Source organism: Chryseobacterium soldanellicola (assembly GCF_900100115.1).
GTDB classification, from domain to species: domain Bacteria; phylum Bacteroidota; class Bacteroidia; order Flavobacteriales; family Weeksellaceae; genus Chryseobacterium; species Chryseobacterium soldanellicola.
The window spans coordinates 211,604-231,737 of the sequence record NZ_FNKL01000003.1; the positions used below are offsets into that span (position 1 = coordinate 211,604).

General features: G+C 35.7%; 20 protein-coding genes and 1 riboswitch. Of the genes, 9 read left to right on the plus strand and 11 right to left on the minus strand.

The window, feature by feature from the left end:
* Positions 1-25 precede the first annotated feature (25 nt).
* From BLT04_RS10440 to BLT04_RS10465, 6 genes are all read right to left on the minus strand, one after another.
* On the minus strand, positions 26-1,033 hold the full coding sequence (locus tag BLT04_RS10440) for an MvdC/MvdD family ATP grasp protein (RefSeq protein ID WP_089755755.1): 1,008 nt from the start codon (positions 1,031-1,033) through the stop codon (positions 26-28).
* Positions 1,023-1,979: an MvdC/MvdD family ATP grasp protein gene (locus BLT04_RS10445; protein WP_089755756.1), complete on the minus strand. Its 957-nt coding sequence runs from the start codon at positions 1,977-1,979 to the stop codon at positions 1,023-1,025. The genes BLT04_RS10440 and BLT04_RS10445 overlap by 11 nt, the downstream gene beginning before the upstream one ends.
* A gap of 74 nt (positions 1,980-2,053) precedes the next feature.
* The gene (locus BLT04_RS10450; protein WP_089755757.1) at positions 2,054-2,251 is read right to left on the minus strand and encodes a microviridin/marinostatin family tricyclic proteinase inhibitor; all 198 of its coding nucleotides are present in this window, start codon (positions 2,249-2,251) and stop codon (positions 2,054-2,056) included.
* Between the two features lie 27 nt (positions 2,252-2,278).
* On the minus strand, positions 2,279-2,512 hold the full coding sequence (locus BLT04_RS10455; protein ID WP_089755758.1) for a microviridin/marinostatin family tricyclic proteinase inhibitor: 234 nt from the start codon (positions 2,510-2,512) through the stop codon (positions 2,279-2,281).
* Positions 2,513-2,638: 126 nt separating this feature from the next.
* Positions 2,639-3,418, minus strand: coding sequence for an alpha/beta fold hydrolase (locus BLT04_RS10460; protein ID WP_089755759.1), 780 nt, complete (start codon positions 3,416-3,418; stop codon positions 2,639-2,641).
* Between the two features lie 83 nt (positions 3,419-3,501).
* Positions 3,502-4,227: a pyridoxine 5'-phosphate synthase gene (locus BLT04_RS10465; protein ID WP_089755760.1), complete on the minus strand. Its 726-nt coding sequence runs from the start codon at positions 4,225-4,227 to the stop codon at positions 3,502-3,504.
* 448 nt (positions 4,228-4,675) lie between these two features.
* On the opposite strand from BLT04_RS10465, the gene BLT04_RS10470 reads away from it, so the two are divergent.
* Both BLT04_RS10470 and BLT04_RS10475 read left to right on the plus strand, forming a co-directional pair.
* On the plus strand, positions 4,676-7,813 hold the full coding sequence (locus BLT04_RS10470) for a SusC/RagA family TonB-linked outer membrane protein (RefSeq protein ID WP_089755761.1): 3,138 nt from the start codon (positions 4,676-4,678) through the stop codon (positions 7,811-7,813).
* Positions 7,814-7,844: 31 nt separating this feature from the next.
* Positions 7,845-9,542, plus strand: a complete 1,698-nt coding sequence (locus BLT04_RS10475) for a SusD/RagB family nutrient-binding outer membrane lipoprotein (RefSeq protein WP_089755762.1) — start codon at positions 7,845-7,847, stop codon at positions 9,540-9,542.
* Between the two features lie 108 nt (positions 9,543-9,650).
* On the opposite strand, the gene BLT04_RS10480 is transcribed toward BLT04_RS10475, so the two are convergent.
* Positions 9,651-10,916 (minus strand): mechanosensitive ion channel family protein, encoded by a 1,266-nt coding sequence (locus BLT04_RS10480; protein WP_089755763.1) that lies wholly within the window; start codon positions 10,914-10,916, stop codon positions 9,651-9,653.
* A gap of 302 nt (positions 10,917-11,218) precedes the next feature.
* On the opposite strand from BLT04_RS10480, the gene BLT04_RS10485 reads away from it, so the two are divergent.
* The 3 genes from BLT04_RS10485 to BLT04_RS10495 all read left to right on the plus strand — a co-directional run bounded on the left by BLT04_RS10485 (position 11,219) and on the right by BLT04_RS10495 (position 13,495).
* Positions 11,219-12,406, plus strand: a complete 1,188-nt coding sequence (locus tag BLT04_RS10485; protein WP_089755764.1) for a carboxypeptidase-like regulatory domain-containing protein — start codon at positions 11,219-11,221, stop codon at positions 12,404-12,406.
* A gap of 76 nt (positions 12,407-12,482) precedes the next feature.
* Entirely contained in the window at positions 12,483-12,974 is a 492-nt protein-coding gene (locus BLT04_RS10490; protein ID WP_089755765.1) for a DUF456 domain-containing protein, read from the plus strand.
* An 11-nt stretch (positions 12,975-12,985) separates the two neighbouring features.
* Positions 12,986-13,495, plus strand: a complete 510-nt coding sequence (locus tag BLT04_RS10495) for a hypothetical protein (protein WP_089755766.1) — start codon at positions 12,986-12,988, stop codon at positions 13,493-13,495.
* Here BLT04_RS10495 and BLT04_RS10500 read toward each other — a convergent pair.
* Genes BLT04_RS10500 through BLT04_RS10510 form a run of 3 tightly spaced genes read right to left on the minus strand, consistent with a single transcriptional unit; the run spans position 13,482 to position 15,011 of the window.
* Positions 13,482-14,123: a uracil-DNA glycosylase gene (locus BLT04_RS10500; protein WP_089755767.1), complete on the minus strand. Its 642-nt coding sequence runs from the start codon at positions 14,121-14,123 to the stop codon at positions 13,482-13,484. The two genes, BLT04_RS10495 and BLT04_RS10500, sit on opposite strands and share 14 nt — an antisense overlap.
* 29 nt (positions 14,124-14,152) lie before the next feature.
* Positions 14,153-14,455 (minus strand): hypothetical protein, encoded by a 303-nt coding sequence (locus BLT04_RS10505; RefSeq protein WP_089755768.1) that lies wholly within the window; start codon positions 14,453-14,455, stop codon positions 14,153-14,155.
* A 46-nt stretch (positions 14,456-14,501) separates the two neighbouring features.
* Entirely contained in the window at positions 14,502-15,011 is a 510-nt protein-coding gene (locus BLT04_RS10510; protein WP_089755769.1) for a GNAT family N-acetyltransferase, read from the minus strand.
* Between the two features lie 161 nt (positions 15,012-15,172).
* Here BLT04_RS10510 and BLT04_RS10515 point away from each other — a divergent pair, with 161 nt between their 5' ends.
* The 4 genes from BLT04_RS10515 to BLT04_RS10530 all read left to right on the plus strand — a co-directional run bounded on the left by BLT04_RS10515 (position 15,173) and on the right by BLT04_RS10530 (position 19,501).
* Complete coding sequence (locus tag BLT04_RS10515; protein ID WP_089755770.1) at positions 15,173-17,320, plus strand: endonuclease MutS2; 2,148 nt, start codon at positions 15,173-15,175, stop codon at positions 17,318-17,320.
* Between the two features lie 9 nt (positions 17,321-17,329).
* Positions 17,330-17,818: a YcxB family protein gene (locus tag BLT04_RS10520; RefSeq protein ID WP_089755771.1), complete on the plus strand. Its 489-nt coding sequence runs from the start codon at positions 17,330-17,332 to the stop codon at positions 17,816-17,818.
* Positions 17,819-17,963: 145 nt separating this feature from the next.
* Positions 17,964-18,764, plus strand: a complete 801-nt coding sequence (locus BLT04_RS10525) for a hypothetical protein (protein WP_089755772.1) — start codon at positions 17,964-17,966, stop codon at positions 18,762-18,764.
* Positions 18,765-18,823: 59 nt separating this feature from the next.
* A riboswitch (cobalamin riboswitch) is annotated at positions 18,824-19,001 on the plus strand.
* 116 nt (positions 19,002-19,117) lie between these two features.
* Positions 19,118-19,501, plus strand: a complete 384-nt coding sequence (locus tag BLT04_RS10530; RefSeq protein ID WP_089755773.1) for an acyl-CoA thioesterase — start codon at positions 19,118-19,120, stop codon at positions 19,499-19,501.
* A 42-nt stretch (positions 19,502-19,543) separates the two neighbouring features.
* Here BLT04_RS10530 and BLT04_RS10535 read toward each other — a convergent pair whose 3' ends face one another.
* Complete coding sequence (locus BLT04_RS10535) at positions 19,544-20,134, minus strand: HD domain-containing protein (protein ID WP_089755774.1); 591 nt, start codon at positions 20,132-20,134, stop codon at positions 19,544-19,546.

Here is a 20,134-nt window from a genome sequence, read left to right on the forward strand (position 1 = left end):
TTTATGATTTTTTGTGCTTAAAAATTTAAGCCAAAACCATGTTATTTCTTCTCGGAGCCTTGTCGCAAAGCACATCGGCAATACTTTTAGAAATTTGATGCCCTTCTGTAAGATTATCGAGCCAGAAGAATTCTCCTGCGGCATTGATTTCGATGAAAAAATATTCGTCTTCGGGAGAAACAATGATGTCTAACGCTCCGTAATCGACGTTATAAACATCCAAAAGTTCCAGAACTTTTTCTTCAACCTCTTTTGGAAGCTCGGTCTGAACCCATTTATCAATTAAATTGACGCCGTCTTTTCTCCAGTCGACTTTGGCGTCTTCAGATTGCTGAGAGTCAATTTCGAAAGCGTAAACGTCTTGTCCGACAACAGTTACTCTCAATTCTTTTTTCTTTTGGATCATTTTCTGAAACTGCATCGGGCAGTATAAAAGCGAATCTAATTCTTCAAACTTCTCTTCTCCTACAACATTTGTAAATACCACACTTTCAACACCATCTTCGTAAATGGCAAAACCTGTCTGCATTTTTGCAACGACATTTTTATGCTTAATAATAAACTGCTTTGCTTCTTCCGGATTGTTGGTGAGACAGGTTTCCGGAACGGTAAGTCCGATTTTATGAGCGATTTTCAACTGCTCTTCCTTGCTGTCAAGTCTTCTGTAAATACTCGGTTTTCCTAAAGAATAGGTGTCAATAGATTCTAAAAATCCGAAAAGCGTATTGCGGATTTCGCCCATTGCCGCACCGTAAAATTTAGTATCAATTTCTTCTTTTAAACCATTTGCAATATTGTAAGCTCTTCTGTACCAAACCGCTGCAATATCATCAAGACGATGTTTCGCGTCCGGAGTTTCTAAAATACTGATCCATTTTCCGTCTTCAAATTTGGTGGTCAGTTTATTTTGTAAAGGATACAAATCAACATCAAAACGAATGACTTCGCAGCCATTTTGTGCAATATATTCCGTTACTTTTTCGATTGAAAAGTTATCTGCAGTGTGTGTTATAATTAAAATTTTATTGTTCATTGGTTTTCATTCTTTTTATAAGGTTATCGGCGATGGTTTCCGCAATGGGAAAATTCAGTTCTTTTTGCAGCATTCCCCATTCTCCCTGTGGATTGACTTCGAGAAAATAATAATTTCCATTAGTACTTTTTATCATATCGATTGCCCCGACATAAAGCCCCATTTCTTTCATCATGGAAGTTAAATCAGCTTTAATATTTTCAGGTAAATTGTATTTTGACCAAACATTACCCTGACTTACGCGCCAGTCGGCATTTTCGCTGTTATTGATTTTTCCTGTAAAAAATTCACCGTCAACGTAAACAATTCTCAATTCATATTCCTTTTCGATATAAGGCTGAAAAATCATCGGACAATACGTGATATCTGAAATAAATTCTAAATTATTTTCATCAATAATTGTTGTTGAAAGAAAATTTTCTCCGGACATTGATTTTGAAATGACTCCATGAAGCTTGGCAACTGCTTTTCCATTACAATGCTCATAAAAAAATTGGGTAATTTTCTCTTCATTATTGGAAAAAAGTGTTTTAGGAATGATAAGATTATTTTTCTGAGCGATTTTTAACTGATACATTTTATTCCCGTCAATTTTCCTTTCCTTTTCATAAGGATTGCTCCAGGGAAGATCTTCCAATATTGTCAAAAGATTGTAGCGTAAACTTCCGTATTCATTTAAAAATATTTTCTCATAATCTTCATCGAGTTCTTCGGGAACACTTATTTTCCAGGCTTTTCTGTGCCATACCGCTTTTATTTCTTTTGAACTGACAGTGTTTCCGTTTTCATCTGTAATTTCAAAAAAGTCTTCATTCATGCTGATTTTCTGAAGATGATTGATATGGTCGGAATTTAACCTGAAATAAGAGACATTTTTCGACCGTAAATAATCAAAAAAGAGATCAATATTATAAAAATCCTGGGAATGGGTAATACAAAGAATCATTGGCCGATTGTTATTAAAAAAGGAAACTTAAAGTTTAAGTTTCCTTTGAATATGATTTTGTTAATATGTTCTATTTAAACAGATTGTACATCATCATCACCGTCTGACGGATATTTTTGAGTCTGAGCCAAATCTAAAGTCGGCTTGGTCACTGTATCTCTCTCAGGAATTGTAATAATGCCTGATCCTCCTTTTACAGTTTCAGGATCTTTCACTTGCTTTTCTAAAAATGATGCAAAAAATGGCTTCTTTTTTGAATTTTTGTTTTTCATAATCTTTTAATTTGGTATATATTTTAATTAAGATAAATCTCCGGCTTCGTCGCTGTCAGAAGGATATTTCAACGTTACATGGTCGTTTGTAGGTGTACTTACGTTGTCAAATGTCGGCGAAGTGATCGTATCATTTGTCGGTAACGTCACAATATCCGTACGAGGTGTCGTAAGACCTCCTCCCTGAACGGCTTGAGGATCCTTAATTTGTTTCTCTAAAAACGAAGCAAAGAAAGGTTTTTTTGAGTTTTTCTTTTCCATGGGTTAAAAATTTTAATGATTTGATAAACATTTTAATAAATCTAAAAGTACAAAATTTTCAATACATGGAGAAATAAAATATTATTTTAAGAAAAGTTTAACAAAACGTGAATATTTCTCATCAATTTAATTCAAACCTAAAAAATCTTTAACAACATTAGCAAAATCAACCGGATTATCTGCCTGAACCCAATGTGCGGCATTTTTCACCTTTACAATTTTAGCTTTTGGAAATTGTTGCTTAATCGCGAACTCATCCTGCGGAAGAATATAGTTTGATTTTTCTCCGGAAATAAATAAAGTTTCGCCTTCAAAAACACCAAATTTGATCGCATTTGAAACAAATTCCGCATATTTTTCTGACAAGGTTTTAAGATTAAATCTCCAGTTCAGCTTCTTATCATCATCCCAATAGAGGTTTTTAGCTAAAAACTGAATCGTTGATTTTTCGGGAATATACTGACTTAAAACAGCTTCCACCTCATTTCTGGAACCTACTGTATTGAAATCAACTGTTTCTAAAGCTTTGATAATCCCCTGATGATGTGGAGGATACGCTTTTGGTGAAATATCGACAACAATCAGTTTTTCTACTTTTTCAGGGTACTTTATTGCAAACTGCATCACCGCTTTTCCGCCTAAAGAATGTCCCAAAACGTGGGCTTTCTGAATTCCGTAATGATCCATATAATTGGCAATATCATCTGCCAGATCATCATGAGTCATGCTTTCAGAATGAAAACTCCTTCCGTGATTTCTCAAATCAATTAAATGAACCGGCAAAAGATCACCTAAATCTTTCCCGAAACTCCCCCAATTATCAAGCATCCCAAACAACCCGTGGAATACCAAAAGCGGCGTAGACGATAGATTCTCGCCAAATATTTTTGAATGTAAAATTTCCATAGTTTCTTATAAGATGTTAGAAGTCAGAAACTAGATTTTAGGACAAAACGCTGTGCTAACTTCTAATTTCTAACCTCTAGTTTCTAATTACCCCATTTTGCCAATCTCTTTAAATAAGCCTGAACTGTATTTTCCAAGCCCATGTACAAAGCCTCAGAAACCAAAGCATGACCGATGGAAACTTCCAGTAAATTTGGGAGATTATCAGCAAAATATTTTAAATTTTCTAAACTTAAATCATGACCGGCATTCACTCCCAATCCGAAATCTGTTGCGACAACAGCCGTTTCGTAATAAGGTTTTATGGCCTGCTCTTTATTGATTAAATAATTCTTTGCATATGCTTCGGTGTATAATTCAATTCTATCAGTTCCGGTTTTTGCAGCATATTCTACTAATTCCGGAGTCGGATCAAGAAAAATAGAAGTTCTGATTCCTGCATTTTTAAACTCAGTAATTATCTCGGTAAGAAAATCCAGATGTTTTTTGGTATCCCAGCCAGCATTTGACGTAATAGCGTCGTCTGCATCAGGAACCAGGGTCACTTGCTCCGGTTTTACATCCAAAACCATGTCGATAAACTCACGGTGCGGGTTTCCTTCAATATTAAATTCGGTCGTCACCAAAGGCTTCAGATCATAAACATCTTTTTTTGTGATATGTCTTTCATCCGGTCTTGGGTGGATCGTAATTCCCTGTCCGCCAAACTCCTGAATTTTTATTGCAGCTTCCGTTACACTTGGCGTTTCACCTCCTCTTGCATTTCTCAGTGTGGCAATTTTATTAATGTTTACACTTAGTTTTGTCATTTTTTTAATCCAGATATTAGAAATTAGATTATAGAATTCAGTTTACGTGATTGTGTAAAATTTCAAGCCTTAATTAAGCTTATATTAAAAACATCTGTGACGTTTTAAATTTAAACAAATATGTAAACGCTGCAAATTTAATGATTAAAAATCACTATCAATTGTGTAAAAGAATAAAAACAGCTGGTATTTTCTTATTTACTATGAATTCATTAAGATTTTGACTAATAATATTCAAAAAATACAGGCCGATATAGTAATTAAAATATTTTTGCCGGATAAAATTGACATTCATTATACACAACAGTTAAAATAAGTTAATAAAATACTTAAAATAACAAAATTTATATAATTTAATTAATTATTTATAAAATAAAAACGTTTTTAATGAAAATATCATAAATAAATAATGTTTTTTTACTAATATTACATTATTAAACCAGATGATATGAAATTAAATGCTAAAACCTCTTTTACAGTAGGTGTTTTCTGTTTTTTGTTTGGAACTACCGGCCAAATATATGCACAAAAAATAAAAAAGGATTCTATCAAGACAAAAGAAATTGAAGAAGTTGTGGTAACTGCTCTAGGCATTAAAAGAGACCAGAGAAAACTAGGCTATGCTATTTCTAAAGTTGACAGCAAAGATGTAACTCAAGCGGGCGTTGTCAATCCGATGGAAGCTCTTCAGGGAAAACTACCCGGCGTACAGGTTATTGCAGGATCAGGAGGCCCGCAATCCAGCGCAAGGATTCAAATCCGGGGAAATACCTCTTTGGGAAAAAATAATCAGCCATTGATTGTTGTTGACGGAGTTGTTATCGATAATTCTGTTACCGGAGCTGATGAATGGGGATCGGGATATGATTTTGGAAACGAGATGAAAAATCTCAATTCTGATGTTTTCGAGTCTGTATCTGTACTTAGAGGTGCCGCCGCTTCTGCTCTTTACGGTTCCAGGGCATCCAACGGCGTAATTGTGATCACAACAAAAAAAGGACGCAGCAGAAATGGAATTGGCATTAAAATAAACTCCTCACTTACGACTCAAAGCGTATATGCAGGGCCAAAACTTCAGAATGAATATGGTGCCGGCGTCGGGTCAGCCTTCCCAACAGACAGTAACGGAAATCGTTTTATTGACCCCAATACTTTTTTCTACAGCTACGGACCTAAATTTGACGGTAAACCTGTCGTGGATATTGACGGAAGAACAGTTTTATATAATTCCCAACCCAAAAATTACCTGGAACTATATCAGGTAGGAATTGACAGGAAAAACTCCGTTGAACTTTCCGGAGGCAATGATAAATCAACATTTTTGTTAAGCTTTACCAACCAGGAAGCAGAAGGAATCTTACCCCGTAATAAGTTTACTAAAAATGCTTATTTCTTGCGTGCGACCCATGAATTTAATAAGTATCTTCAATTAGACACGAGCTTTAATTATACAAGATCATATGGTGAAAATCCCGTCCCACAGGGTGGAAACAGCAGCCCTTTATTCAGCTTTATATATGGAACTCCAAGAAGCTTTGATGCCAATTACTGGAGTCACAACTACTTAGATCCTGTGAATGGCGGGATAAAACAGGGTGATTATGACCCTTATGGAATGGCGGGCCAATATTTTGATCTTTTTCAAAATACAAGAAGCCAAAAAGAAAACAATTATATCGGCCGCTTGGAAGTGAAATCCCAGCTTACAGACTGGCTGAACGTTATTGTTGGCGGCAACTTCAACAATTATAATTTCACAAATGAATCCAAAATTTTAGGTTCAGATCCCGGCTTTAAAGGTGGAGGCTACAGTATTCTGGAAGGCAGAAAAGAGCAAAATACCATTAAGTTTTTAGCCAATGCCAATTTTAAATTGACTGATAATTTAACGATGAATGCTTCCATTGGAGGAGAAAGCTTCAGCTCAAAATATAAATCTACCAGATTATTTACCAACAACGGGCTTAGAATCCCGGGAATTTTTGAAATCCAGAATTCTGTAGATGCTCCCGGTTATGAGCCTGTTTATACAGACGGAAACGTATCTCCTAAAAAGATTCAATCTTTATACGCTTTTGCCAATTTTGCATGGAAAGATCAATTATTTTTAGATATTACAGGGCGTAACGACTGGTCTTCAACATTAGCTTATCCGGACGGTCATGGCTCCGTAAGTTATTTTTATCCTTCATTTGTTGGAAACTGGACATTTTCTAAATCTTTCAACTTTCCACAATCTATGTTTGGGAGCTTAAGAGGAAGTCTGGCGTGGGTGGGTAAAGATACTTCACCGTATAATACGAGTTCAGGGTTTTATTACAGAGGCGATCCATCAGCTTATAATTCTCCGGATGGCACCCGTATTCCTTTGATCGGCTTTAACAGCAGAACCCTTGCCAATGCCAATTTAAAAAATGAATTAAGCAGATCTATCGAATTAGGCTTAAATATGGCGTTTCTTAACAACAGATTAGATTTTGATGTTTCTGTTTACAGAACCAATACTACGAATCAAGTATTAACACTTCCCCTGCCGCAAGAGTCCGGAGAAGAGTCAATGCAAATTAATGCAGGAAACCTACAAAATACAGGTATAGAGATCATTCTGAATGCGGTTCCAATAAAATCAAATAATTTTAAATGGGACACAAGCCTTACATTCGCCAAAAATCAGGATAAAATTCTTGAGCTAGCTCCCGGCGTTGAAGAATATGTACTTCAGTGGGCAATGGGCAGGGATGTAAAAAGCATAGCGGTTCCCGGTCAGGAATATGGGCTTATACAGACCAACTATGCCTTTGCAACCTATCAGGCTCTTGATGCCAATGGAAATAAGATTGACGATCCCAGAAACGGCATGAGAGTCCTTAAACCCGGAGGCACCTATATGCGTTCCGATTCTTATCAAAATCAAGGATATGTAACGGTGGGAAAATTAACACCTGATTTCCTGACAAGCTTTAGAAATACCTTCAAATATAAAAATATAGCATTAAGTGTTTTAATTGATGCCAGAGTGGGCGGAGATATTTTATCAGCCACCTATAATTACGGGACTCAATTTGGTAATTTACCTTCAACTTTGCAATACCGGGATGAAGAAAGAGGCGGTATTAAATATACGGATGCAAACGGGCAGGTTCAGTTTGGAGTAATTCCTGAAGGTGTATTTGCTCAAAACACCCAGATCAAAGATAAGCAAGGCACGACACGGGATGTGGGAGGGATGACTTATCAGGAAGTTTTTGAAAGAGGATGGATCAATCCTCTGCGTACCGATTTATATTACAGAAACCTGGGATCTTGGGGCAGTGGAATTAGAGAAAATGCTATTTTCGAGAACACTTGGGTTTCTCTTCGGGAGCTGAAATTAACGTATTCTTTTGCACCTGCATTAATAAAACCTTTGGGAATAAATACATTAAATGCCTCTTTGATAGGAAGAAACCTTTTCTACATCTATAATAAGCTTCCGGACGGCATCAATCCTGAAGGAATGTACAACAACAATTCCGGAAGCTTTGCGGAATACGGAGGCTCACCGATGTCACGATATATCGGATTTAATTTAGATTTCTCTTTCTAATCCATTTTACTTACTATAAAAATTTAAACAAATGAAAAAAATATTTCTAATTGCAGCTTCACTGTATATCTTTAATTCTTGTACAGATGATTTTGCCGAAACCAATACAAACCCTTTGGATATCGTAAACACAACCCCGGAAGCACTTTTACCAATGGCTATCAAAAAGGGATACGATGCCAGCTTTGAATATTATTATGATTATTACCGCAGAATAATGCCATGGACTCAGACATTGGTTCCCAGTACCGGTAATATTGATGATTTTATGAACGACGGATCTAATATGAACCAGCGAAAGGATGTTTTTTATGGCGATCACGGTGCTTTACTTACAGATATTATTTACAAGATAGACCAAATGCCTGCTGACCAGCAAGCCAGATATGTCAACATTAAAAGTATTGCCACCATCCTAAAGGTGTATTATGCATGGTATGTTACCGATGTCAACGGAAGCATCGCTTACACAGAAGCTTTCCAGGCTCGTTATGGAGGCACTCTGACTCCGAAGTTTGAAACACAGGAGCAATTGTATGATATTTTTGACAATCAGCTGAATAACGTTTATACCGCAATAGAAGGAGCAAACCAATCTATACAGGTGAAACCCGGAAGCGGAGATCTGTTCTTTAACGGAGATATTTCAAAATGGAAAAAAATTTCCAATTCTTTAAGGTTAAAAATTGCATCAAGATTGATGAAAAGAAATCCGGCTAAGCTTATCTCGATCGCTACCCAAGTATTATCAAGAGACCAAATATCCGGCAATAATGAAAGCTTTTCTTTAAGGGCAAGAAGATTTACCGAGCACGGCAACTTTAATCCCATTGGTTTTTCAGCTTCTAAACCTATGGTAGATTTTATGGGTTCAAATAATGATCCAAGACTGCGTATATTTTTTCAAAAAAACTCGTATTCTAAAACTGCCATCCACAGGCTGCAGGCAGCAGGCCAGCTGAATACCGTGGCAATCCCCTCTTCAGACACTATGACCACCAATACAAAGTGGAGATATGTAGGAGGCCCTGCCAGTCCCTATATGGTAAGCGTTAACCACAGCAGATATTACACGTCCGCGAAAAGAACACTGAATGGAGTAATCTACGATACCATATCCAAGCTTCAATACAGGATTTGGCAGCCGGAATATAATTCAGGAACAGGAAATGCCATATTTAATATGTTAACCTTTGCAGATTATACTCTATTAAAGGCCGAATTACAGGCAAGAGGACTTATAAATACAGGCCAAAGCACTCAATTGCTTTATAATACGGGGATTGAAGCGTCTATTCAGGCTTATGATTATATGGCAAAAGAAGCCGTTATAGAGATGCCTGCGGGAGAAACAACTTATTCTTTTCCGACAAGCAGTGAAATATCAGCATATCAAAATGCATCTGATGTATTATTTAATCCGTCAAAAGCTATTGAACAGATCATCATACAAGAATATTTGAATTATTTTAAGCAACCTAACGAAGTGTGGGCCCTTATCAAAAGAACCGACATGCCGAATACCTCCACAGCGCTGAAATTAGAGGCCGCCATGACCAACGCAGGACTCCCGCTGACAATGCCAAGAAGAATCGTTCTTCCTACTCCGTCAGCAAATAATTTAAACTACACCAATCAAATAAATGCTTTAAAACAGATGAAGGACGACCCTGATTTTGGAACGAGTGAAAGCGACATTCAAGGGCGTATATGGTGGGATAAAAAATAAAAACAATTTCCTTATTCTATAAATTCTTTTAAATAATAGGGCCTGTTGACAACTCAGCAGACCCTATTTTTATTTAAATTTAATTATTACCGGTAAATTTTTAACTAACTATACTTTTACATTCACCTGCATCACCTGCAGATCAAATTCTTTTGAAGCCACCAATAAATGATCAAAAATATCAGCCTGGATTTGCTCGAAATGCTCCCATTTTGAGTCATTTGCAAAACAATACACTTCCAAAGGCAGCCCCTGAGGGGTAATATCTAGCTGGCGGACCATCATAGCACCATTATGATCAATATCCGGATCGTTTTCAATATATCGTTGGGCATAATATCTGAAAACCCCAATGTTAGTTAGCTGTCTGCCGTTAATGATATTCTCTTTATGGTCGATATTTTCTTTTTCTTTTCTTAATTCAACACTTTTTCCTTCAAGATATTCTGAAATTAAATTAATATCCTTTAATCTTTCAATATCTTCCTCTCTCAAGAATTTAAAAGAATTAATGTTAAAATAAATTGACTTTTTAATTCTTCTTGTGTTTGATTCAGACATCACCTGAAGATTTTTGATCTCAGTGGTCAGTAAATCATAGGTCGGAATCGAAGAGATCGTTTTATCAAAATTATTTATTTTCGTCGTTAAAAGGCTGATATCAGCGATATTTCCTTCAATGCTATACTTGGGAATACTTACCCAGTCTCCCACTTTCAGGCTTTTGGAGGTCGCCACATGAATTCCCGTTACAAATCCTAAGATCGTATCCCGGAAAACCAATACCAAAACTGCCGTAATGGCTCCTAAGCTCCCAACAATCGTGCTTCCTTTTATTCCAAAGATCACACAGATTCCAACAATTGAAAAAATAAAAATCCCCAGAATTTTCACCGTTTCAGAAATGGCATTCAAAGCCATGATATTATAGAAATCCTGCTTGATGACAAAATAATTCCGGAAGGCTGTCAAGGATCGGTAAAGCATTCCTGCAACGATCAGAACTAAACCAAGATTGACCATTCTTACAATAAAAAACGTGGTGCTTGGTAAATGACCGGTAAAGATAAAATTCTGTATTCCTCCCACAATTGTTAGCGCAATAAAATGAGCAAGGGAATTGGTGACTTTAGAGGCCTTAATAGAATTCAGAATGGGGTATTTTTCCTGGTTGTGAAAAAACCGTGAACCGCTATTAATAATAAACTTTAAAATGAAATCAATGATTAAAAATATTCCGATAAGCAACCCAATCTTTATAACAATATGAAGAATAAACTCCATTCCGGATGGCGATATTCCTGATATATAGTTATAAAGCACTTCACTCAGCTCCTGAATAAAATTTTTGGTATCTTGTATTTCGTCTTTCATTTACAGCAAATTTAGGAAATTTAAGGTTGATTTAAATTAAAAAATTTTCCATCAATTTTCATCCCAAAATATTTTTAGAGTAATACTTAAAATAAAAGATAGCTTTATGACTTTTGTGGTTAAAAATAAAAACTCAAACATACCTATTATTAAATCCTCCGAAACTTCGATTAATAAATAAAAAATCCGTTAAAAATCATTATTAAATATAAATTATATTAAAAATTTATCGAATTTTATGATTTTATATGTATTTATTTATTAAATTTGATTAAAACTAAACAAATCAAAATCAATCAGATATGAGAAAACACTACTTATTTATTCTGTTGTGTGTATTCACACTTTTAACCAATTGTGCAGGAAACGAAGATTCTGCAATAGTTTCAGAAAATGTAGGTCCTACAGTTGTAAAAACAGGAAAACTTACAGGAAAAGTAATGTCACAAAACGGAACCAAACCTATTGGTGGGGCTTCAGTTTTTACTTTTGATGATAAGTATAAAATCTATTATACTACTTCAGACGCTGATGGTAATTTCACTTTGGAAGCTCCGGTTGGAGACCGTACCCTTCATATTCAAACTGGTAATGGCAGCAACTTCCGCACGGAAATTTCTGCTACCGTAAAAGACAATGAAACGGTAAATCTCGACGCTGCCCAGACCAAGCTAAATCAGGTTGCAAGAATTGCCTACGTAAAAGGGGCGTATGATAAAATTGAAGATATTATTCAGACTTTAGGATATACTGCCACGGAAATCACCAATAATGATCTTGCTAATTTAACGACTATTGCCCAGTATGATATCATCTTTCTTAACTGTGGTTCAAGAAACAATTACTCTTCAAATCCGGCACTTTATACTGTAATTGACACTAATTTAGCAACTTTCGTCGCAAATGGAGGAAGTATTTATGCTTCAGACTGGGATGTTGCGTATTTAGTCGGAGGGACAAGCAATACCAATAACTGCTCGCTTGCAGGAGGTTTTGTTCCTGACACAAAATTATGCTCTAAAAATATCGGAAGCGTAGGAATGGTAGGCGCTACCGTAAATAATGCCGGACTTACAACGGCTTTAGGATTTAATACACTTAATATCAACTATGATTTAGGCGCCTGGCAAAAAATAATTAACTATGACCCGGCATATTGGGAAGTTTTGGTTAAAGAAACCTCATCCAATGACGCTTTGATGATCAGATCCAATCATTTTACGGCAACAGGTGTTCCGAATACTCCGATAGGAAATGCTCCAACTTCAACATTTGTAACGGTTTGCATTACTCTTCCGGGAAATATTCAGGTCAGCATTTCAGTTCCTCAGGTATTGGTTCCTTATTTGGTGGCATTAGGGGCAACAGTAGGACCTTGCTCGGGATCTTCAACAAGTGGATATATTTATTACACTACTTTCCATAATCATGCTTCAGGAAACATTGGAAATGCAGGTGTAATTCTACAATACGTAATCTTAAACTTATAATAAATTTTTAACTTAAACTGAAAGGTGGCTTTTTTTAAGGCCACTTTTTTTTATCTTGCACTTATAATTTTTAAGAATGGATACAGCATTAATTAATATTCTCTGTCTTGTTTTATTGTTTTTGGGAATTTTAGGAACTTTTCTTCCTGTTTTGCCCGGATTATTATTAAGCATTTGCGGATTACTGATCTATAAATTCGGGACAGATGCAGATTTACCGATGATCTATATCTGGGCTTTTGGAATTTTAACTGTAATATCAGCAGTTTTAAGCTATGTTATCCCCGCTAAAACCAATCAGAAATACGGCGGAACCCGCTGGGGAAGCATAGGATCTGTTGTCGGAATGATTATCGGAATGTTTTTGCCAATCCCATTAGGTTTTTTAATCGGAATGTTTGCCGGAGTTTTTGTCGGTGAATTATTACACGACAGCAAAGACATGAATAAGGCCTTAAAATCTACAAAAGGAGCTTTTATCGGCTTCGTTTATGGCACAGGTTTCAGCCTTGTGGTAGGTGTGGCAATGTTTTTGGTAGTAGTATTGGATATGCTTAATGTTATTTAAAAAAAGAAATCATGCTACACAAAACCATTATATTCAGTCTGGGATTCTTAAGCTTAATGAATTGCAACGCTCAGAAAGAGACAAAAACCTCAACAAAGGTCAATGTTGCAGACAATACCACAATAGAAACCGCACAAACAATGAGCAAAGAAGGCGACATTATTTATCTTAATGAAGGTGAAAACAGATTTTTGAAAGAATATGAAATGAATGTCACTTTCAAAAACATTTCCGAAGACAGCCGATGCCCGAAAGGCGTAAGCTGCATCTGGGCGGGAGTTGCCGTTGCGCAGATCGAGGTCATGGGAACCACAACAAGACCAATGGTTTTAAACTTGGCCACAACCGATAATGAAGGAAGAAATTATCATAAATCCGCCCAATATAACGGGTACAGCATTTCATTAGCAGAAGTTACGCCCTATCCCGAGTCTCAGGACGGCGCAAAAGCGCTGATCGGAAAATATAAAGTCGGAATTATCATTAAAAAAGGAGAAGCTCAGAATTCTACCACGAAATAGGCTTTTTCCCTTTTGAAACAAGATATTCATTAATTTTTGAGAAAGGTTTGCTCCCGAAAAAACCTCTGTGAACAGAAAAAGGTGACGGATGCGCAGATTTTAAAATAAAATGTTTAGCCGGATCAATAAGTTCGGCTTTTTTTTGTGCAAAAGCGCCCCATAAAACGAAAACTACATTTTCTTTTTTGTCCGAAATTTCTTTAATAATAAAATCCGTAAACTTTTCCCAGCCTAAATCTTTATGAGAATTGGGAGAATGAGCACGCACGGTCAATGTGGCATTCAATAATAAAACGCCCTGTTTTCCCCAATCATCCAATTCTTTTGATGTTCTTTCAACGCCGATGTCATTTTTAAGCTCGATAAAAATATTTTTAAGCGAAGGTGGTGCCGTAACCTGCTCGGAAACTGAAAAACACAATCCATTCGCCTGAAAATCATTATGATAAGGATCCTGACCAAGAATTACCACCTCCACATCATCGAAAGGCGTAATTTCCAACGCCCTGAAAATCTGGCTTTTTGGCGGAAAAACTTTCGTCGTTGCGTATTCTTGCTTTACTTTTTCCCAAAGGCTGGTAAAGTATTCTGTATTTTTTATCGGGGCTAGTATTTCTGTCCAGGTCATGAGTCTGATTTAATAATTTGAAGAACTGTTTACTTTATAGGAATCAATTCTAAATAATGGTCTTTTCCAAATGTAATATAAAATAATGCCAAAAATGGATTTCTTCCGCTTAAATTAAATCTCAAAGTTTCATCAGAATTTATTTTTAAATCAATAGGATTTGAACGGCACCAATCAATTTTAGCTCTTAATCTATGCTCACCTTGCTCAACTTCAAATTCTTTAGATTCACCATCTGCAATATCTCCTATTTTTTTATCATCCAGATAAATTCCTATTGATCGTAATTTGTTTGAATATTCTGATGTGCGGTTGATAATTATTTTTGCCATTTTTATATAATTAATTTAAAAAGCAATTTCTTTTGAAAAAACAAAATTATATGTTTTTCTTTAAACTAAAAATAATATTCTCCGGAAAACCCTCATCTTCTCGCCCTTCTTCCAATATAAAATTATGTTTTAAAAGAAGCCCTTTCGAGTTTTCATTAAACTTGTTGGTCATTGCTACAATTTCCTTCAAATGTAAATCATTAAAACCAAAATTTAAAACAGCACTTAAAGCTTCCGACATGATTCCTTTTCTGTGATAATCGGGTAATAATTCATATCCGACTTCTGCCGTTTTTCTGTCTTCTGAGAAATTCCAAAGGCAGATTGTTCCGATCAGATTAGGTTGATTTTTTAAAGAAATCCCCCAGTAAAAGGTTTCATTATTTCGAGTTCTTTCTTTAATGGTTAAAATAAACTGCAATGCATCATAATTGTTTTTTGGTGATTTTCTCTGCACAAACTGATTGATGACTTCATTGCTTCGAATACGTAAAATATCTTCGACGTTGGTTTCGTTAATTTCTTTTAATAATAATCTTTCGGTTTCCAGTTTCATCTCTCAAATTTAATAAAACTTAAATTCTGTTGACACTTGTAAAGGCGCAATTTTTTAAAAATTATAAATCATATTTCAAGGCGCAAGAAAATCAAAGATTTTCAATTCTCAAATTAACTCATTTCCAAAATAAAATGCACATTTTTCACTAAATTTGCAGTGTGTATATAAATAAAGAAGATTTAAACGAATTAGAGTTTCCGCAATTGCTCGCGGAAATTTCTCCTTTTGCGTATTCTCCGAAAACGAGAGAAAAAATTCTTCAACTTCGTCCGATGGAAATTGACGAGGCTGAGCTTTCATTGAAAAAAACGTCCGAATATTTGTCGAGTTTTGAAAGTTCAAATGCAATTCCGTTTGATGAATATGAAGATATTGAAAGTGAATTAAAAGTAATGCTGATCGAGAATTATCGTCTGGAAAACAACGCTTTCATCAAAATCAAAACCATCACGGAACAGATAGGAAAACTTCAGAAGTTTTTCCCGACCATGCCCGAAACTTTTCCTAATTTAATGGAAGACGCTTCCGTCTTGGAATTTAAGAAAGAGATTATTGATAAAGTTGATAAAGTTTTTAACCGTTTTGGTGAAGTAAAAAGTGAAGCTTCTCCGATTTTAAAAACATTGAGAACGGAAATTCAGCAGGCGAAAAAAGCCATTCAGGAAAATTTTAACAGGGTTTTGTTCAATTACGGACAAAGCGATTTTCTTGATGATATCCGGGAGAGTAATATTGAAGACATCAGAGTTTTAGCGGTAAAATCTGCCTACAAAAAAAGAGTCCCGGGAAGAGTGCTTGGACTTTCAAAGACAGGTTCAATCACCTATATTCAACCGGATAGCGTCGTAAAACATTACTTCAAACTCAAGGAAAATGAAGAAGAAGAAAAGAAGGAAATTGACAAAATTCTGAGAAAATTAACAGCAGAACTGGCAGAATTCCAACCTCAGCTCTGGAGATATCAAATGTATATTTTTGACCTTGATTTAACGAGAGCAAAAGCCAAATTTGCAGAATTGGTCAATGGAATTTTACCGAAAATCAACCGTCATAAAACGTTAAAATTAAAAGACGCTTTCCATCCTTTGCTGTGGCTGAGAAATAAAGCGGAAAATAAAACCATTTATCCTCAAACGTTAGCTTTGACGGAACACAACAGAATCATCTGTATTTCCGGGCCGAATGCGGGAGGAAAATCCATTACTCTGAAAACGGTTGGCTTGCTTCAATTAATGATTCAAAGCGGAATTTTAGTGCCAACACATCCGAAATCCGAAATGTTTTTCTTTGATAAAATCATGACGGATATTGGTGATAATCAATCAATTGAAAATCATCTTTCTACCTACTCATCACGATTGAAGAAAATGAGCGGAATCATTCGTGAAGCCGATGCAGAAACGCTTTTGCTGATCGATGAATTTGGTACAGGTTCTGATCCTGAACTGGGTGGCGCTTTGGCAGAGAGCTTTCTTGAGTTTTTCTACGATAAAAAGAGCTTTGCGATCATTACAACGCATTACACGAACATTAAATTGGTTGTAGAACAGCTTCCGAATGCAGAAAATGCAGCGATGCTATTTAATGAAGAAACGCTGGAACCGATGTACAAACTGGAAGTCGGACAAGCGGGAAGCTCATTTACTTTTGAAGTTGCTGAAAAGAATAAAATCCCCAGGTTTATCATTCATTCTGCGAAGAAAAAAGTGGAACATGACATCGTAAATCTTGATAAAACGATCGTAAAACTTCAACAGGAAAAATACGAAGTTGAAAAGTTGAAAACTGATCTTGCCGAAAGAAAAGAATCCGTTGAAGACAAGCGTGATAATTTACAGAAACTGAACGAACAGCTTCAGCAAAAGCTCTTCAATTTCCAGAAATTGTACGAAGAAGAACACCGTAAACTCCAGTTTGGAAATAAGATTGAAACCTTTATCGACGGTTATATAAAAGGCAGGTCCCGAAAGGATGTGGTGAAAGATTTTGTGAAGATCTTAGAACAGGAAAAGTTCAGAAAACTCGGAGCTGATAAAGATGAAACCAAAAGACTTCAGGTTGTCAAGAGAAAAATAACCCAACAGCTGAAAAAAGAGGATGTTATTGAAAAAATCACGGAAACCAACGAAAAAATCGAAGAAAAACGTAAAACAGACCGCGCCGTTTGGATGAAAATCGGGCAACGCGTTCGTATTACAGGAAGTACAAGCGTTGGAACGATTGAAAAGATTTCCAGAAATAAAGTAATTGTGAATTACGGAACTTTCAAGACAACGATTGATGCGGATGAATTGGAGAGGATTTAAAAATTAACTATGATTGTAAAAACTCAGATTACTTTCAAGGATTTTTTACTATTTCATTTAAAAAATTCATTAGTACGAATCATTGTATTTCCAATAATTGCGTTGATTTTCTTTGGTGTGAATTATTATAATGCAGACAATGATAACAGAGAATTTCTTGAGTCATTAACAATCTGGCTGTTGATTTTATTTGTGTTTATCATCATTCGTACTTATTTTACTGTGAAAAAGGTTTTTTATTCCAACAAACAGATTCAGGAATCTATTGTTTATACATTTACCAATGAAAATATTCAGATAAAAGGAGAAACTTTTGATGGAGAATTTACCTGGAATACGGTATATAAAGTAAAAGAAAAAAAAGACTGGTTCTTAATCTATCAAAACGCACAAGTCATGAATATGGTTCCGAAACAATATTTTGCTAAAGACCAGATTCTTGAACTTAGATCAATAATTAAAAATAAAGGAGTAAAAGCAAAACTTAGAAACGATTAATCAAAATAAAGGGAGTGTCAAATTTGGCGCTCTTTTTTATTATTTAAAGCTGTTTCATAAAAATTCATTAAACAATCAAATATAATTTTTAAAATAAGAAATCTCAAAATAATTAATTTATATATTTGAAGTGTCAAAAATTTTCATGATGATTTTCGCAAACAAAGCTTTTTATTTATCGGTTTTCAGTATATTTTCTTTAGGTTTAATGAAAGGGCAGAATAAAGTGCCTTTTGGTGTTGTAAAAGCTGAAGAAGGGTATGCCAATGTACGTGTTCATAAGGATGATTACAGAAAAATTGTAGATAAGATCCGTATGCGAAGAGGTGATGTTTTTGTGTATGTAAAGCCCGCTCCCGGCGAAACAGAATGGATCTGGATCAAATATCCTGAAAAAAGTCAGGAAGAAAAGCCTTTCGTAAGATATGAAACGCTTGACAAAGAAGGAATGGTCAACAAAGAGCGAATTGCTTTTATTGATCAGCTGCCACAATTCACGCCATCAAAATCTAAGAACGGAAAATCTTTAATTTTCACTGATAATTCCAATCCTAAAATTCCGACTGCGCAGAGAAGTAAAGTTATTATCGATGTTTATCCTTCGAATGCAAGCTACCGCAAACAGGAAAAAGACACCAACGGAAATATCATCACTCTTGATAAAGTAAAACCTTGGGGAATCAGCAATGAGCTACCGCAGGGAATGACGGAAATCAAGTCTATCCGCGTTCAACAACCCGGAAGAGGTTCGGTTTTTGTGAGGGAAGCCATCAAAAATATGTTCCAGCCCACGATGGATTTTGAAAACATCGGAGTGACATCTCTTGATCCTGATCATATTTTTCTTTACATGATTAACGGTTCGGGTGAAAACAGATATGTAACACTCTGGACGATCAAAGAAGGAAGAGCAATCAGCCAGATTATCTACAAAAACCCGGAATAATTCGTTTATCTTTTCTATAATCCTTATTTTTGCACCGAAAAGTTATTTTGCTTTTGGCTTATAGCTTTTCAGAAACCGGTTCTGCTTAGCTGCAGATTAAAAGGGAATCGTGTGAAAATCACGAACTGTCGCGCAACTGTAAGTAACTGAAGTCTTTATTAAAATCCACTGTGCAAGTCATGGGAAGGAAATAAAGATGTTACAAGTCAGGAGACCTGCCTATTTCTTTAAGACAAAAACTTTCGCGATCTGAAGTTTATTGATCTGATGGCTTATTTCAGGAATTTCATGTTCTTGAAATCTTCTGTTTTGTTTCAATAGTATTTCTTTTCGCTTTAATTTAATAATGAAATATGACTACAGAAGAAAGAATTGAAGCCTCGGAAACCAGAATCTTTAAAGCAGTTTTCCCCAACACAACCAATCATTACGACACACTTTTCGGAGGTACAGCGATGCAATTGATGGATGAAGTGGCATTCATTACCGCAACCCGTTTTGCCAGAAAAAGGGTGGTAACCGTAAGCAGCGATAAAATCGATTTTAAAAAACCTATTCCCGCAGGAACAATCGTTGAACTGATCGGGAAAGTTGCCCACGTCGGAACAACAAGTATGAAAGTAAACGTAGAAATCTATACCGAACAAATGTATTCTTACGAAAGAGAAAGAGCCATCGTCGGTGATTTTACTTTTGTGGCGATTGATGAATTTAAAAAACCAATCCAGATACTATAAGCAGTGAAAGGTTTCGGCGGGCAAAGCCCGCCGAAACTAATTTTATTTTACAACCTTATCCGTTTCCAAATTTTTAATCATTAAAAACTGAAAAGCTTCTCCTAATTCGTCAGAAGCTCTGCTGATTGCATTTTCAAGCATATTTCTGATTTGTTTTTCTGTAACTCCGGCTTCGGTCCAGCTTTTTCCGGAAGTGTGAGAATTTAGAATAAAAGGCATAATCCTATCGATGGCGCAGGCAAAAATCGCATCAGGTGTTTGTTCCTCTTCAAATTCAAGCCAAAGATTAAAAAATTCTGTTCTTAAAGGTTCATCTAAAATTCCGAAGATATTTTGTGCTGAAATCTTTTCTCTTTCAAATTTTCCGATCATTGCTGCTTCATCAAACAAGAAAGTATCTCCGGCTTCAATTTCAACCAAATCGTGAATTGACAGCATTCTGATCACTCTCAGCAAGTCGATATCCGCTCTGTTTTTCGCGTAAGGAAAAAGAATTTGAGCTAAAATAATGATCTGCCACGAATGTTCAGCGGTATTTTCCCTCCTGGAATCGTCAGCATTGTAATTTCTTCTCTGTACATTTTTCAGGGCATCTACTGCAAGAATAAAATCAATCTCCTTTTGTATCTTCAT